This is a genomic window from Streptomyces sp. PA03-3a, from assembly GCF_033792735.1.
Lineage (GTDB): Bacteria > Actinomycetota > Actinomycetes > Streptomycetales > Streptomycetaceae > Actinacidiphila.
Map to the genome: position 1 here is coordinate 16711 of NZ_JARAVM010000040.1, position 14364 is coordinate 31074.

Genomic DNA, 14364 nt, shown 5'->3' on the forward strand with positions numbered 1-14364 from the left:
CCGATGAGGCGGAATCCGTCACCTGCGGTCCCTGGCGTCGTCGAGAGACATGGTCTGCGTGCCCCGAGCGTCGCGCGTCGTCTGCCCGCCATGCGTGTGGCGTCCGGTACCGCCGCGTGCAGGCCTCCCCTGCGGGTTGCAGCGCACTCAAGGGGCGGGCTGGCGCGGACCAAAACTGGACTGTTTCGTCCACTTCTCTTAGACTGGCACGCGCTGCTCCCGAGCCGGGGCGGATGGGTTCCCCCGCCGGTTCGGTCCGGAGTCGGGCCTCCTTCCGGAAGCCGCCGATCGACTTCCGGCAACTTTCCCGCCGAGGGGCTCTCGCGATGGACTGGAGGTCCGAGATGCTTGACGTCATGTTTTCAGACGAGGAATCCTCTGTGGTGGTGAGGAACAACGAGAAGGAGCATCGCTACGAGATATCCGTAGCCGGTCGGACGGCCGGGCACATGGGTTATCGGGTCATTGGCGACCGACGCGTGCTGATGCACACGGTCATCTACGACGCATTTCGAGGGCGCGGCCTCTCCAACGTCCTCATCAAGAGCACATTGGACTTTCTGTGCGCCCGCGGAAGTACTATTTCAAATTATTGTCCGGTCGTCGACAGGTTCATACGCAAGAATCCTGGATACATCAGCCTGATCGACGCGGAACATTCAGGTACCTGGGTCTCGCCCTCATCGAGCTGACCGACGGCCGACCGCCCGCCTGCCCGCCTGCCCGCCTGCCCCGGCACCGAGCCGAGGATTGGGCTCAGTCCACGACGTAGGAGCGTACGTAGTCCAACGCCATCTGCATGGAGATGCGCATCGGCTCGACGTTCCGGGCGGTCTGGGCCAGTAGATAGCCACCCTGCAAGGCGGCCATGACAGCGGTGGCGAGCTGCTCCGGGTCCGCCTCTTCGCGCAGCGAGCCGTTCTCCCGCATACGCTTCAAGCCTGCGGAGATGAGTTCCTGCCACTCGGCGAACGTCTCGGCAAGCTTGTTCCTCGACGTCGGGTCCTGCGCCGCCCGCGCGCTGACGAGGGAGCCCAAGGCGCACCCGTAGGCACCGTCCTGCAAAGAGTTGAGATGGATGAGCTTGTCACTCCATCGCTCGAGCGCGCGAATGGAATTCATCCGCTCCAGCATCTGGCGATCGCGGTTCAGGACCTGATCGGTCCGCAGTTCGATGACACTGTGGACAAGCTGGTCCTTGTCCGCGAAGTGGCGATAAAGCTGGGATTTGCTCGTACCGCTTGATGCCCGTACGTCGTCGAGTGAGACCGCGTTGACGCCCCTCACATAGAAAAGGTCGGCAGCGGCCTGAACAATGCGGTCGCGGGTGACAGCCCCACGCGAGGTCAGGCGCCGCTCTTGCCTGGGAGCATCATCGACGGACATGTGCCCGATATTACTACGCGCGATCACCGGGTCCGCGGGAGAGTCAGAGAGCGGTGCCGACCCGCGCTTGGGGGTATCGGTCGACTGCTCCCCGTCCGCCGGGGCGTCGGGCGTACGAGGTGCGGCCTTCGCAGGTGCGCCTGACGTGCTTGTCACATGGACCACCTCCTCCTCTCACCGGATGCGAACCGTCGGAACCTTCGAATCCGACTCCCGGGCGGCAGCCCCCGCCCGCACGCATCACCTCCCCGTGAGCACGTGAGGGTCCCAGTGGTCGCCACCTTCACAGGCGTCGACCACATGGACTACATGGTCCTCTCGTTTGGGTTATAACGGAAGAGGACCGCGAAATCAGTGCCAAATGGAGTCGATAACCGACGATTTTCGGTGGCGTTCTGGGCGTGGCAACTCTTGCGGTCCGAGGTCCGAGAGGCCGCGCAGTCCGACCGCCTGCCGTTGCGCCGCATCGACGAATGCGCGTCCTGACGGCTCGGCCACCGTGATCGACTCTGTTCCGTAATCGACGCCGGCGCTGTGTGGTCACTACAGAAGGATGCGGACGAAGCAGGGCGACTCGGCTCGACCTGGCAGGCAACAGGTCCGTCGGCGGCATTCTCTGCCCGGCGGCCGGCCGATACGCACTCTCACTCCCGCAGGCACAACCTGGAAAAGGAGTATCACTGATGCGCGCCTCACTCCTGTACGGCGCCGGCGACGTCCGGGTCGAGATCGTGCCCGATTCCGTCATCAAGCACCCGACCGACGCCCTGGTGCGGATCACCGCATCCTGCATCTGCGGCACGGACCTGTGGCCGTACGCCTCGATGAAGCCCGAGGACGGTCCCGCACGGATGGGCCACGAGTTCATCGGCATCGTGGAAGACACCGGCTCTGAGGTGGCCACCGTCCAGCGCGGCGACCTGGTCGTCTCACCCTGGAGCATCTCCGACAACACCTGCGAGTTCTGCCGTCAGGGCCTGCCCAGCTCCTGTATCCACCCGCAGGCGAACTTCTGGGACGACGAGCCGGAGGAAGGCGCTCAGGCCGAGGCCATCCGCGTTCCTCTGGCCGACGGTACCCTGGTCAAGCTCCCCGTCACCGCGGACTCCGCGCTCATTCCCTCCCTGCTGACGCTCTCCGACGTCTTCTGTACCGGTTACCACGCCGCCGTGTCAGGTGGAGTAGACGAGCGCACCCGCGTCACGGTGATCGGCGACGGAGCCGTCGGCCTGATGGCCGTCCTGTCCTGCAAACGGCTGGGCGCCGAGCAGATCGTCCTCATGGGCCGCCATCAGGCGCGCACCGACCTCGGCCTCGAGTTCGGCGCGACCGATGTCGTCTCCGCCCGCGGCGAAGAAGGCGTGGAAGCGGTCCGCGAGCTCACCGGCGGATACGGCCCCCACGCGGTCCTGGAGGCCGTCGGCACCAGGCCCGCCTACGATCAGGCCGTCGGCATCGTCCGGCCGGGCGGGGTCATCAGCCGGGTGGGCGCCCCTCAGTACGAGGAAGCGCCCATCGGTATCGGCAGCCTCTTCCGCCACAACATCCGCCTGGCCGGCGGCCCCTCACCGGCTCGCGCCTACATCGAGGGACTTCTGCCCGACGTCCTGAGCGGCACGATCGAGCCCGGGAAGGTCTTCGACGCCACCACCGACCTCGACGGCGTACCGACCGGCTACCAGGACATGGCAGGCCACAAGAGGCTGAAGGTGCTCATCAAGCCCTGACGCACCCGCCGCGAGTCGGCCTCCGCAGGATTCCCATGGTCGTACGGGCCTCGGTGATCAGCTGCTCGCGCGTCGCCGCCCGCGCCGGGGATGGCGCGGGCGCCCGCGGTGCCGACCGGATCCTGAGTGATGAAGCCGGGTCTCCTGATGGGACCATCCCGACCAGTCTCTAACATGAGTATGCTGTTAGAGTGCAGATCAGAACCAAATTGTGGACTGTTTAGTTCTTTTTCGGGGGCTCATGGCGTCCGTGCGCGGCACGCGGACGACGACGGGTTGCAGGGAGGTACCCGATGAAGGCGGTCGTTGTGACCGAGCAGGCCGCGGGAACGGCCGGAATGAGGCTGGCGGAGCGTCCCAGGCCCGAGGCGGCGGGGAACGATGTGCTGGTCGAGGTTCACGCGTCCGGATTCACCTCGGGGGAGCTGACGTGGCCCTCGAACTGGACGGACCGCCTCGGCCGCGACCGAACACCTTCGATCCCCGGTCATGAGCTCGCCGGAGTGGTCAGCGCCCTCGGCTACGGCACGGCGGGGCTCTCGGTGGGCCGGCGGGTCTTCGGCCTCATGGACTGGGCTCGCGACGGCGCGCTGGCGGAGTGTGCGGCCGTCGAAGCGCGCGGTGAGGTCGTCCAGCAGGTGCGGGGCGGACGGCTGCGCACGGTCATCGGCAATGTCGCGACCCTCGATGACGCTGTGGCGGCGTCAATGCGACCGAGCGGGTCAGAGGAATAGCCGTCATCGGCGTTCGTCCATGAAGGCTCATCAATCCGCCAAGAGGGCGCTCCAGTCCACTCGGTGATCGACAGGGATGCCCCTCATCCAGGCGGGGCCGGCATAGATACAGGAACGGCGATGCCCAAGGTGCTGTGGACTGACGCGAGCGGCTCGATCAGAGTCCTGAAGGACGAAGACAACAGGTTCTACGAGGTTCAAGAAGACGGCACCTACGCAGGGCTGCTCGCCTACGAGCGCAAGGGCACTCACTACAGCCTGACGCACACGTACGTCCAGGAGGGTTACCGTGGCCGCGGCCTGGGGACCGCATTGATCCGCGAGGCGCTATCCGACCTGGAGAAGGAACACGCGGCAGTCACCAACCGCTGCCCGGTCGTGGATCGCTTCATCGACAAGCACCCCCGGTTCCGCGAGTTGCTCGATCTTTCGTCGCGGGTCGTCGACGACGCCGCCCATGACTGAGGCGCCCGCTATGGCGGACAGAGGCGCGGGCAGGTTCACTCGCACCCGGCCGGGCGTTTCACGCTCCCCGGGCGATCAGGTGGTGACGCCGGCGCACGGTGGGCCGGGAGCGGCCGCCGCCGAGCCGGTCTCGGCAGGTGAACCACCGAGGGCCGGCGGGAGAGGGAGTCCGGTGCCGAGGGCATTGACGGCGAGCGCACCCGGATGGCTCAGGGGGCGCCTGCACGACGTTGCCGCGCCCACATAGGTTCGAATCTCTCAGAAGGGGCAGATAATGGCGATCGCCAGCGGAGCTACAGCATGTGTTCGCATAGTCCAGGCCGCCGCAGACCTCTTCTACCTCAAGGGTGTCAACTCGGTGACCCTGGATGACGTGCGGGCGGTGAGCGGGACCAGCCCGTCCCAGTTCCACGGCTATTTTGCGGACAAAGACGAGCTTGTGCACCGTGTGATCGAGTTGCGTGCCCAGCAGATTCTCCACCGCGACCAACAGCACTTGGAGCGGATGAACTCCTTCGAGGCCCTGGAACGCTGGAACGATTCGATCATCCGCCTCAACTCGCTCCAGGACGGAGCCTACGGGTGCGCTCTGGGTGCACTCGTCGGATCCCGCGTACCTCAGGATCCGGCGGCGCGGAACCTGCTCGCCGAGAAGTTCGGTGAGTGGCAGGAGTTGATCGCGGCCGGCCTGCGTCGGATGCAGGAGAACGGCTCGCTCAACGAGGGGGCCGATCCTGCGAAGCTCGCTGTGTCCGTGATGGCCGCACTGCAGGGAAGCTACCTGCTCGCCCAGATGGCACGCGACGTCGAGCCGATGCGCATCGCCATGGACATGGCGCTGGCCCACGTGAAGACGTACACCGTGGGCTGACGCGCGGTGCACGAGCCGGCAAGCGAGGTCTCCCCGCCTCCGTCGTGCCGATCCCGGACCTCTCCTGCCATCCCGGCACGCCGGCAGGGCGGGACAGTTCCTCCGCTTCACCACGCCATGGCCAGGGCCACACGATGCCCGGCAACCGCACCTGCCGGGCCTGGACGTACGGGCCGGCGGCCCGTGCGTGCCACATCTCGCGACCAGTACGGACACCACACGCGCCGTCCGGTCCTTACCCCTCTACCTGACAGACCGCAAAGGAGTCATGACATGAACGACGACGAAGAGCTGTACGACATGGTCGTCTTCGGTGCCGGCAGCGCCGGGTACGCGGCCGCTCTGCGCGGGGCCCAGCTCGGGCTCAGCGTCGCCCTGGTCGAACGCTACAAGCTCGGGGGCACATGCCTCCACAACGGCTGCATCCCGACCAAAGCCATGCTGCACGCGGCGGAATTGGCCGATCAGGCACGCCAGGGCGCCGACGTGGGGGTGCGCTCGTCCTTTCAGGGCATCGACATGGACGCCCTGCACGCTTACAAGAACAGCGTTGTGTCAGGCCTCTGCAACGGGCTCACCGGCCTTGTCGACGCGCGTGGCATCACCTACGGAGAAGGAGAGGGCCGCCTGTCATCGGCGACCTCCGTCGATGTCGGAGGCCGCCGGCTCACGGGCCGCCACGTCGTGCTCGCCACTGGGTCCGTTCCGAGAACCCTGCCCGGACTGGAGATCGACGGACGGAGAGTGATCTCGTCGGACCACGCTCTCACCCTCGACCACGTTCCCGAGTCCGTGATCGTGCTCGGCGGCGGAGTGATCGGCGTCGAGTTCGCCTCCGCGTGGTCGTCGTTCGGAGCCCGGGTCACCGTTCTCGAAGCCCTGCCGCGCCTTGTCCCGACGGAGGACGAGACCGTCTCCAGGCGGTTGGAGGCGGAGTTCCTCGAACGGGGTATCACCCTCCACCTCGGGGTCCCGTTCGACAGCAGCGAATACACGCGGGACGGCATCCGCGTCCGTCTGGCAGACGGCAGGGCGCTTGAGGCGGACCTCCTGCTTGTGGCCGTCGGACGAGGTCCGGTCTCCCAAGGCCTGGGTTTCGAGGAGGCGGGCGTCCTCATGGACAAGGGGCACGTGCTGGTTGACGAGTACATGCGCACCAGCGTCCCCACCATCTCCGCCATCGGAGACCTGGTCCCCACTCCGCAGCTCGCGCACGTCGGCTTCGCCGAGGGCATCCTCGTCGCCGAGCGAGTGGCCGAGAAGGCGCCTGTGCCGATCGACTACGACGGCGTCCCGCGCGTCACGTTCTCCCGCCCTGAGATCGCCTCGGTCGGCCTGACCGAGGCCAAGGCCAAGCTGGTGTACGGGGCCGAGAACGTCGACGTCGTCGTTTACGACCTCGCGGCCAACGCTCGTAGCCGGACGTTGAGAACGGAGGGGCACGTCAAGGTCGTACGGAGGAAGGGCGGGGCCGTCGTGGGTGTTCACATGATCGGCGACCGGATCAGTGAGCAGATCGGGGAAGCGCAGCTCATCTACAACTGGGAAGCGTTTCCTCAGGACGTCGCCCGCCTCGTCCACGCCTACCCGACACAGGGTGAGGCGCTCGGTGAGGCGACTCTGGCGCTGACGGGCAAACCGCTGCACTTGCACGTCTGACCCTGCGAAGCACCGTTCGGCGGCCACGATGCCCGGCAGCCGCGCCCGTCACCCCTCTCTTCGGCCGTCGTTCCGGCGCCGCACAGGCGCTCCTTCTACGAAGAGCTGCATAGTCCATACTCCGCGAGTGCATTCCTGGCCGTAACACGTCTGAGCTGCGCATTTGCCGGGATGTCGTTCGGGTGTCTCCGAATAAAAAGGACTTGACAGTCCCGTTTTCTCTTTGAGAAGCTTGACGCGGGTTCGTCGCGACCAGGGGCCTTCGCTCCGAGCGGGAGCTGCCCGACTCGCACCGAGGGCCCGGGCTCCCAAGAGGCCCGCGGCGCGCGAAAGCCGTCGGTGTCTTCATCCCGCTCGTGACGGCCGCATTCCATGACGAACGTGAGGCATTCCCATTTGCGGTGGTCTCCCCGATTGCCTCGTGCGCCGCGTCGACCACTACCTGATCGACAGGCCGCAGCCGTGTACGCCGGGAGCCGCCTGCACGGCACCGAGAAGACAGCCCACCTTCAGCGAACGCCGTAACACGCACGCAGAGAAGGAACAAGAAAGTGAACGACACCAACACCGAGCAGTCCATCGAAGATCTGAGGATCCTCGAGCAGCTCAACAACGACTACGTCCACGCCGACCAGTTCAACGATGTCCAGCGCTTCAGCGAGCTGCTCGGCGAGGACTTCGTCGTCCAGACGTCGGGTATCACGCGCGACCGTGCCGAGTTCCTCGAATACATCGCCAAGCCGCGGCCCTTCAAGGATCTCGCTGTGCACGACGTCAAGATCCGCATCCTCAGTGATGTCGCCCTGATCCACGCCCGCGCCACTTACACCATGCTCGCCGACGGAGCGGCCCAGGAAGCCCTGTACACGGACACGTACCAGAAGCGTGAGGGTGGCTGGGTCTGTGTCTCGGCCTGCGCGATCGCTCCGGGCACCTGACCCGGTCACGCGCGCGGCTGCTGGTCGCGAGGCACCCCCGGGACGGAGAGGCCGGCGGTCTCGGCTCAGACGCACCCTGGTCGGCTCAGGTGACGAACACGACCGGCGGAACCGGCGTCCGTGCAGCCGCCGGTGCCGTCGGCCGCGCACGCGCCGTGCACGGCCGCGCCCAGACGAACGACTCCCGAGGACTTCGTTCGGGAAGCGAGGCGGGCATCGCGTACTGCGTCGAACTGGCGCGGGCCAGAGCGCCCACGACCGGCATCGGGACCTGACTCACCTACTCATGGAAAGGCACTGCTCGATGCAGGACCTGGCGCCTGTGATCAACCTGACTCGCCGGGGCAGGACGCTCCGACTGGCCTTCTCGTCCGCCGTGGTCGCGCTGGTGGCCTCGTTCGCCGCGTCGGCCGCTCCGATCCCCTTGTTCAACACCTACCGGGCCGAGGACGGGTTCACCAACGCCGGCATCTCGCTGGCCGTCGTCAGCAACGCCGTCGGCACCATCGCCGGACTGTTGGTGCTGGGACGACTGTCCGGTCATCTGGGCCGACGGCGCACCGCGATCGCCAGCCTCGGCCTGCTCCTGCTGGGCTGCCTGCTCCTGCTGAACGTGCACGACATCGGGACCCTGCTGTCCGGCCGGCTGCTGATGGGTGTCGGCACTGGGATGGCCGGCAGCAGCCTCACCTCCTACATCGTGGACGCCGCACCCACCAGACCGGAATGGTTGGCTTCCGTCGCCTCCAGCCAGGCCCCCATGCTCGGCCTCACCCTCGGCGCCATCGCCTCCGGCGCGCTGGTCCAGTTCGCCCCCTGGCCACGCCACCTCATCTATCTGGCGTGCGCCGGTTTCCTCGTGCTGTCGGGCGCACTCATCGCCATCAGCCCGGAAACCGCGAAGCCGACGCCGGGCGCCTGGCGATCACTCATACCCCAGGTCCGCATACCGGTCCGGGTCAGGCATCTGCTCCCTGTCGCCGCCGCGGTGTTCCTGGCGACATGGGCGACCGGGGCCTTCTACCAGGCCTTCGTGCCCGCACTGGTCGCAGATGAATTCCACACCCACAGCCCGCTCACCCTGGGGCTGCTGTTCGCGCTTTACATGGCCCCCAGCGTTCTCGGCGCTCCCGTCGGCGGCCGGTTCACACCAGCGACGGCCCAACGAATCGGCATGGTCGTCTTCCTGGCCGGATGGATCGGCATCATCACATCGATCGCCCTATCCTCACTGGCGCTGTTCATCGCCGCTACCGTCATCGCCGGCACCGGTCAAGGCATCGCCATCAGCTCCGCCACCCGCGGCTTGCTGTACGACAGCACCCTCGCCGACCGGGCGCCGATCTTCAGCGCCATCTACCTCCTCTGCTACAGCGGAGCCGCTTTCCCCAGCCTCATCTCCGGCCAACTCTCGGCCGTCTTCCCGCTGTCGCACATCGCCCTCGGGTACGCCTTACTCGCGGTCGTCGCCACGGTCGTCTGCGTCCTCGCGGCCCGCGACCCGCACACCGACATGACCGGCAACCGGCAGTACGCCGAGTGATCGCGGCGAACGCCGCCGGCACCCGACCCCACCCGCCCATGAGGAGGGCACGGCGACGTGCGCGGGGTGGGTCTCAAGCTCGGTGCGGACGCCTACGAGTCACCAGAGGCCACACCGGTCTCTCCGGACCCACGTATCGGGTCCCACAACAGAAAGTGTGACAATGACGTTCAATTTCGGGGCCGAGGCGTCCGCCCGCGAAGAGAACAACGCTGCGCTCATCGCTGCGTTGAACGAGGCGGACCTCGGCGAGTCGGAGTCCCGCTGGGTGCTGGATCTCGTCCACGACGCAGAGCACGGTCGTTGGATCGCCGCTCTCGGTGATGTAGGGATCGGCGAGCTCTCGTACCGGTTCGTGGGCGGCCGCATCGTGCTGCTGACAACCTGGGTCGACCCCGCGTACCGCAAGAATCGAGTGGCCACGGAGCTCATCTCTCGCGTGCTGGACGAAATTCGCCGGCGCGGGAAGAAGATCACCATCATCTGCCCGGTGGTGGGTGAGTTCATCGACCGCAACCCCGAGTACGCCGACCTCATTGATCCGGTCCATCCCGGCGCCGGCGCCTTCCCCGGGCGGGAGCCCGCGGAGGGCCGCCATGGCGGGCCGCTACGGCCGTGAGCCGAGGACTTCGCAACCTGGCGGGGCATGTGACAAGAAGAGGACTCTCTCGTCCCTTATCTGCTGAGCCTCGACCATCGTAAGTGGGGTGCATATATATGCAAGCCGGACATCAGAGCATGTTGTGACAGGACTATCTGGTCCCAAAGCGAGGCCGATCTGCGGTACGTTGGAGGAAGGCGGTTCCCTGTGGACATGCAAGCAGCTCTCAGCGATCTGTCGGGCCGGCTGCGGGGGGTCAAGCCAGGGCCGGTCAGTCGAGGTGCTGCGACATTCCCGCCGCCCGCTCGGCCGCTGCCCCGACTGATCGCCGGGACCCCCAGTTGGGGCGCGTACGGCCCGTAAACCTTCACCGCACAAAACGATCATTCCGGAAAGGTTCGTCATGCCGGGCTCCGAACTGTATGAGAACTTCATGGCGCTGCACACCCGCGAGGGCGGCCTCGTCATGCCGAACGCATGGGACGGCCTTTCGGCGCTGATGCTCGCCGATGCCGGCTTCGAGGCGATCGCGACGTCATCGGCGGCACTCGCCACCACACTCGGCCGGTCCGACGGGCGTCACGAAGTCACCTGCGGTGAGCACCTCGAGCATGCGCGGCTGCTCGGCCGTCTCACCGGGCTGCCCGTCAACGGGGACTTCGAGGACGGTTACGGCGACACGCCCGAAGACGTCGCTGCGACCGTGGAAGCCGCCGTGGAGTCCGGCCTGGCCGGTATCGGGATCGAAGACACCTCCGGCAATCCCGATCAACCGATCCGCGACTTCGACGAGGCAGTCCACCGCATACGCAGCGCCGTCGAGGCCGCCAAGGGGCGCATCGTCGTCACCGGCCGCACGGACAACTTCATCCAGGGGCGGCCCGATCTCGACGACACCATCCGGCGTCTGACGGCCTTCGCGGAGGTCGCGCGGATGTGCTCTACGCGCCGTACCCACCCGACCTCGACGCACTCGTCGCGATCGTCACCGCTGTCGCGCCGAAACCGGTGAACGTCCTCATCTCGCCGGCGGACGACGTGCTGACCGTCGCCGAGCTGCAAAAGGCCGGGGTCAAGCGGATCAGCGTGGGTCCAGCGCTCTACACCCACGCAATGGAGGCACTCGAGCAGGCCATCAAGGCTCTCGTCGCAGGTGACCTCGCCACCGCGACGACGGGAACCAGCTTCGAGCGCATCAGCGAACTGCTTGCTCGCGGAACGAACGAGCCGCAATCCGCGAATCACCACCCCTCGCCCGCTCATCGCAAGAAAAAGGCAGCCTCACGTGAATCTCGATAAACTCATGAACAAGCATCTCACCAGGTATTTCGATCCCGGCAAGACCATTCCGGGGGAGACCCTTCAGCAGTTGCTGCGGTTCCTGCGTTCCGTGCCGTCATCGGTGAACGTGCAGCCCAACCACTTCTACGTCCTTGCCACTCCCGAAGGCAAGGAGAGGCTCGCGGACAACCTGGGCGAACGGTTCCGGGACAACGCCGAGAAGATCCTCAACGCGTCGCACACCATCATCCTCACCACCCGGGCAGATCTGCCCGACGCCCACCTCGAGGCGGTGTTCGCAAAGGAGAGGGCCGACGGACGGTTCCCCGATCCGTCAAAGCAGGCGCTGTGGGAATCCATGACCCGCAACTTCCTCGACCTTCGCAACTACGGCTACAAGGACCTGAACCACTGGATGGAGAAGCAGACCTACATGGCGGTGGGCCTGACGATGATGGCGGCCGCCGAGCTCGGCGTCGAGGCCACACCGCTGGAGGGGTTCGACCCGACCAGTGTCGACAAGGCGTTCAAGATCCGCGAGAGCGGACACACCACGACGGTGCTGCTGGCCCTCGGCTACCCCGACCCGGAGAGGGTGTACACCACCCCGGTCTCGCGCTTCGACGCGGACCAGCTGTTCACCTTCATCTAAAACCCACTCGAAAACCAGAACCCACCACACCTATCCGGAAGAGCTATTTCGATGAAAGCCATTGTGGTCACCGACCAGGCCGCGGGAACGGCCGGAATGACGCTGACGGAGCGGCCCGAACCGCTCGCAGCGATCAACGACGTCATCGTTCGGATCCATGCGTCGGGCTTCGTCCCGACGGAGATGGAGTGGCCGTCCACCTGGGCCGATCGCGCCGGCCGTGACAAGACACCGTCGATCCCCGGCCACGAGCTGGCGGGAGTGGTCAGCGCTCTCGGCTACGGCACCACGGGACTGTCGGTCGGGCAGCGGGTGTTCGGCCTTGCCGACTGGCACCGGGACGGGACTCTCGCGGAGTACGTGGCGATCGAAGCGCGCAACCTCGCACCGCTGCCAGGCGACGTCGACTTCACGGTAGGCGCGTCCCTCCCGATCTCGGGGCTGACCGCCTGGCAGGGCCTGTTCCAGCACGGTCGCCTCCAGGCCGGCCAGACCGTCCTCGCGCACGGCGCGGCCGGCGCAGTCGGAACGATGGTGACCCAGCTCGCGCGCGAAGCCGGCGCTTACGTCGTCGGCACCGGACGCGCCGCCGACCGTGAGAAGGCGCTCGACTTCGGAGCGCACGAGTTCGTCGACCTCGAGAACGACACGCTGAAGGACGTCGGCGGCGTCGACCTGGTCTTCGATGTCATCGGTGGCGACGTGCAGAAGCAGTCCGCCGCCCTGATCAGGGCCGGGGGAACACTGGTGTCCATCGTCGGCCCGGTCGAAGCACGGCCCGACGACGGCCTGGCCGTCGACTTCGTCGTCGAAGCCGATCGCGCCGGACTCGGTGAGATCGTGCAGCGGGTGCGGGACGGACGGCTGCGGACCAACATCGGTGACGTCGCGAGCCTCGACGATGCCGTCGGCGCCCTCAACCCGACCACGCGACGCCTCGGCAAGACGGTCATCCGCGTCCTCCCGTAGGGGGCGGACGGCCACCGTCCGAGCGCCGGGTCGTGGTCCGGATCCACGTCCCGGCCATCGGCCACCGACCGGCGCAAGGACCCGGACCGACACACACCGGGCACTCGAACCGACACAGGGAGCGGATCACCTTGGACGGACAGGAACTGCAGAAGATCGCGCGCGACCACACCGCGGAACTGCCAGGCACCGATCAGGAGCAACGTTTCCACCCCGACTGGGAGCTCCACAAGGTGGGCGGCAAGGTCTTCATGCTCATGACCGACATGCCTGGACGCCCCGTCCTGATCCTGAAAGCCGATCCGGACGACGCCACAGCTCTGCGTGAGCAGCACGCCGGCATCACCGCCGGCTACCACATGAACAAAAGGCACTGGATCACAGTGGAAGGCGGAGACACCGTCGACGACAAGCTGGTGAGGGAGCTCGTCACCGACTCCTACCGTCTTGTGGTCGGCGGGCTTCCCAAGTCCAGGCAACCCGTTGATCCACACACCTACGACCGCCATGCCTGACCCTCGGCATGCCATCCTGCGACGCAGCGTCGCAGCAGTCATCTGGAGCCTCCCATGCGCGTTTTCGTCACCGGAGCCAGCGGCAGCATCGGCTCAGTCGTCGTTCCCGAGCTCATCGCCGCAGGTCACGATGTTCTCGGCCTCGTCCGCTCCGATGCCGCGGCTACAGCCGTAGCCGCCGCCGGCGGGACGCCGCTCCGCGGCGACCTCACCGACCTCGACAGCCTCCGCGCCGGTGCCACGCAGGCGGACGGTGTCATCAACCTGGCCTTCAGCAACGACTGGAGCAACATCGAGCAGGGCATCGAAGAGGAAGCACGCGCCGTCAAGACCCTCGCGGCCGCACTCGCAGGCAGTGGCAAGCCGTTCGTGCACGCCGGCCTCACGCCGATGCAGCCGGGCCACACCTCCACCGAGGAGGACCCCGACACCACCGACGGTCCGGTCGGCGGCCGCGGCCGCACCTCCCACGAGGTGCTGACCCTGGCCGCCCAGGACATCCGGTCCTCTGTCGTTCGACTGCCGCGTTCCGTGCACCAGCGCGGGATCACATACGGCTTCTGCTCGGTGCTCATCGCCGCCGCACAGGAAACCGGCGTATCCGCATACGTCGGCGACGGCACGCAGCGATGGCCGGCGGTCAACCTGCTCGACGCCGCCACGCTGTTCCGCATCGCGCTCGAGGACGCTGAGCCGGGCACGGTCCTGCACGCGGTGGCCGACGAGGGCGACACCATGAGGTCGCTGGCCGAGGTCATCGGCGGCGTTCTCGCGGTGCCGGTCGCGTCGGTGCCGACCGAGCGTTTCGGCGTCATCGGACGCGTGTTCGCCCTCGACATGCCATCGTCGAGTGCACTGACCCGGGAACGGTACGCCTGGAAGCCCACCCACCCGAGCCTGCTCGACGACCTCGCTGCCGGCGACTACCCCGCCCTGGGCTGAAATCCTCTGGGTACGCCGACGCTCTGACTCCGGGCCACCTTGACAGCGCGAGGGGCGGGTTGGCGATGAATCCCGCCTCGC

The 14364-nt window shown here is 66.9% G+C and carries 15 protein-coding genes and 1 pseudogene; 15 read left to right on the top strand and 1 reads right to left on the bottom strand.

The window, feature by feature from the left end; genetic code table 11:
• The first annotated feature begins 344 nt into the window (after positions 1-344).
• Positions 345-692, top strand: coding sequence for a GNAT family N-acetyltransferase (locus PV342_RS34255; RefSeq protein WP_386998208.1), 348 nt, complete (start codon positions 345-347; stop codon positions 690-692).
• Between the two features lie 64 nt (positions 693-756).
• Here the strand turns inward: PV342_RS34255 and PV342_RS34260 are convergent, their stop codons facing one another.
• Entirely contained in the window at positions 757-1386 is a 630-nt protein-coding gene (locus PV342_RS34260) for a TetR/AcrR family transcriptional regulator (RefSeq protein ID WP_400804533.1), read from the bottom strand.
• A gap of 683 nt (positions 1387-2069) precedes the next feature.
• Between PV342_RS34260 and PV342_RS34265 the strand changes: the two genes are divergently transcribed.
• The 14 genes and pseudogenes from PV342_RS34265 (at position 2070) to PV342_RS34330 (ending at position 14283) form a co-directional block, all read left to right on the top strand.
• Positions 2070-3113, top strand: a complete 1044-nt coding sequence (locus PV342_RS34265; protein ID WP_500320093.1) for a zinc-binding dehydrogenase — start codon at positions 2070-2072, stop codon at positions 3111-3113.
• A 293-nt stretch (positions 3114-3406) separates the two neighbouring features.
• Positions 3407-3733, top strand: a pseudogene (locus PV342_RS34270) (alcohol dehydrogenase catalytic domain-containing protein); the annotation flags it as partial.
• Positions 3734-3967: 234 nt separating this feature from the next.
• The gene (locus PV342_RS34275) at positions 3968-4312 is read left to right on the top strand and encodes a GNAT family N-acetyltransferase (protein ID WP_406274396.1); all 345 of its coding nucleotides are present in this window, start codon (positions 3968-3970) and stop codon (positions 4310-4312) included.
• 274 nt (positions 4313-4586) lie between these two features.
• Positions 4587-5183 (top strand): TetR/AcrR family transcriptional regulator, encoded by a 597-nt coding sequence (locus PV342_RS34280; RefSeq protein ID WP_500320096.1) that lies wholly within the window; start codon positions 4587-4589, stop codon positions 5181-5183.
• A gap of 273 nt (positions 5184-5456) precedes the next feature.
• Positions 5457-6842: a dihydrolipoyl dehydrogenase gene (gene lpdA / locus PV342_RS34285; protein ID WP_500320098.1), complete on the top strand. Its 1386-nt coding sequence runs from the start codon at positions 5457-5459 to the stop codon at positions 6840-6842.
• 551 nt (positions 6843-7393) lie between these two features.
• Complete coding sequence (locus PV342_RS34290) at positions 7394-7780, top strand: nuclear transport factor 2 family protein (protein ID WP_500320099.1); 387 nt, start codon at positions 7394-7396, stop codon at positions 7778-7780.
• 322 nt (positions 7781-8102) lie between these two features.
• Positions 8103-9323, top strand: coding sequence for an MFS transporter (locus tag PV342_RS34295; RefSeq protein WP_500320100.1), 1221 nt, complete (start codon positions 8103-8105; stop codon positions 9321-9323).
• A 163-nt stretch (positions 9324-9486) separates the two neighbouring features.
• Positions 9487-9942 (top strand): GNAT family N-acetyltransferase, encoded by a 456-nt coding sequence (locus tag PV342_RS34300; protein ID WP_400804549.1) that lies wholly within the window; start codon positions 9487-9489, stop codon positions 9940-9942.
• Positions 9943-10327: 385 nt separating this feature from the next.
• Positions 10328-10936 carry an isocitrate lyase/PEP mutase family protein gene (locus tag PV342_RS34305; RefSeq protein ID WP_500320102.1) on the top strand — a complete coding sequence of 203 codons (609 nt, stop codon included), beginning with the start codon at positions 10328-10330 and terminating at the stop codon, positions 10934-10936.
• On the top strand, positions 10861-11223 hold the full coding sequence (locus PV342_RS34310; protein ID WP_500320104.1) for an isocitrate lyase/phosphoenolpyruvate mutase family protein: 363 nt from the start codon (positions 10861-10863) through the stop codon (positions 11221-11223). The genes PV342_RS34305 and PV342_RS34310 overlap by 76 nt, the downstream gene beginning before the upstream one ends.
• Before the next feature lie 4 nt (positions 11224-11227).
• The gene (locus tag PV342_RS34315; protein WP_361008384.1) at positions 11228-11857 is read left to right on the top strand and encodes a nitroreductase family protein; all 630 of its coding nucleotides are present in this window, start codon (positions 11228-11230) and stop codon (positions 11855-11857) included.
• Positions 11858-11908: 51 nt separating this feature from the next.
• Positions 11909-12826: an NADP-dependent oxidoreductase gene (locus PV342_RS34320; protein ID WP_400804555.1), complete on the top strand. Its 918-nt coding sequence runs from the start codon at positions 11909-11911 to the stop codon at positions 12824-12826.
• Positions 12827-12957: 131 nt separating this feature from the next.
• Entirely contained in the window at positions 12958-13341 is a 384-nt protein-coding gene (locus PV342_RS34325) for an MmcQ/YjbR family DNA-binding protein (RefSeq protein ID WP_500320106.1), read from the top strand.
• Between the two features lie 54 nt (positions 13342-13395).
• Positions 13396-14283, top strand: coding sequence for an SDR family oxidoreductase (locus PV342_RS34330; RefSeq protein ID WP_500320107.1), 888 nt, complete (start codon positions 13396-13398; stop codon positions 14281-14283).
• Positions 14284-14364 lie beyond the last annotated feature (81 nt).

What these genes read in the sequence shown, in the direction of transcription:
- PV342_RS34255 (WP_386998208.1), top strand. Translation starts at nt 345, where the DNA reads ATGCTTGACGTCATGTTTTCAGACGAGGAATCCTCTGTGGTGGTGAGG.
- PV342_RS34260 (WP_400804533.1), bottom strand. Translation starts at nt 1,386, where the DNA reads ATGTCCGTCGATGATGCTCCCAGGCAAGAGCGGCGCCTGACCTCGCGT.
- PV342_RS34265 (WP_500320093.1), top strand. Translation starts at nt 2,070, where the DNA reads ATGCGCGCCTCACTCCTGTACGGCGCCGGCGACGTCCGGGTCGAGATC.
- PV342_RS34275 (WP_406274396.1), top strand. Translation starts at nt 3,968, where the DNA reads ATGCCCAAGGTGCTGTGGACTGACGCGAGCGGCTCGATCAGAGTCCTG.
- PV342_RS34280 (WP_500320096.1), top strand. Translation starts at nt 4,587, where the DNA reads ATGGCGATCGCCAGCGGAGCTACAGCATGTGTTCGCATAGTCCAGGCC.
- lpdA (WP_500320098.1), top strand. Translation starts at nt 5,457, where the DNA reads ATGAACGACGACGAAGAGCTGTACGACATGGTCGTCTTCGGTGCCGGC.
- PV342_RS34300 (WP_400804549.1), top strand. Translation starts at nt 9,487, where the DNA reads ATGACGTTCAATTTCGGGGCCGAGGCGTCCGCCCGCGAAGAGAACAAC.
- PV342_RS34305 (WP_500320102.1), top strand. Translation starts at nt 10,328, where the DNA reads ATGCCGGGCTCCGAACTGTATGAGAACTTCATGGCGCTGCACACCCGC.
- PV342_RS34315 (WP_361008384.1), top strand. Translation starts at nt 11,228, where the DNA reads ATGAACAAGCATCTCACCAGGTATTTCGATCCCGGCAAGACCATTCCG.
- PV342_RS34320 (WP_400804555.1), top strand. Translation starts at nt 11,909, where the DNA reads ATGAAAGCCATTGTGGTCACCGACCAGGCCGCGGGAACGGCCGGAATG.
- PV342_RS34330 (WP_500320107.1), top strand. Translation starts at nt 13,396, where the DNA reads ATGCGCGTTTTCGTCACCGGAGCCAGCGGCAGCATCGGCTCAGTCGTC.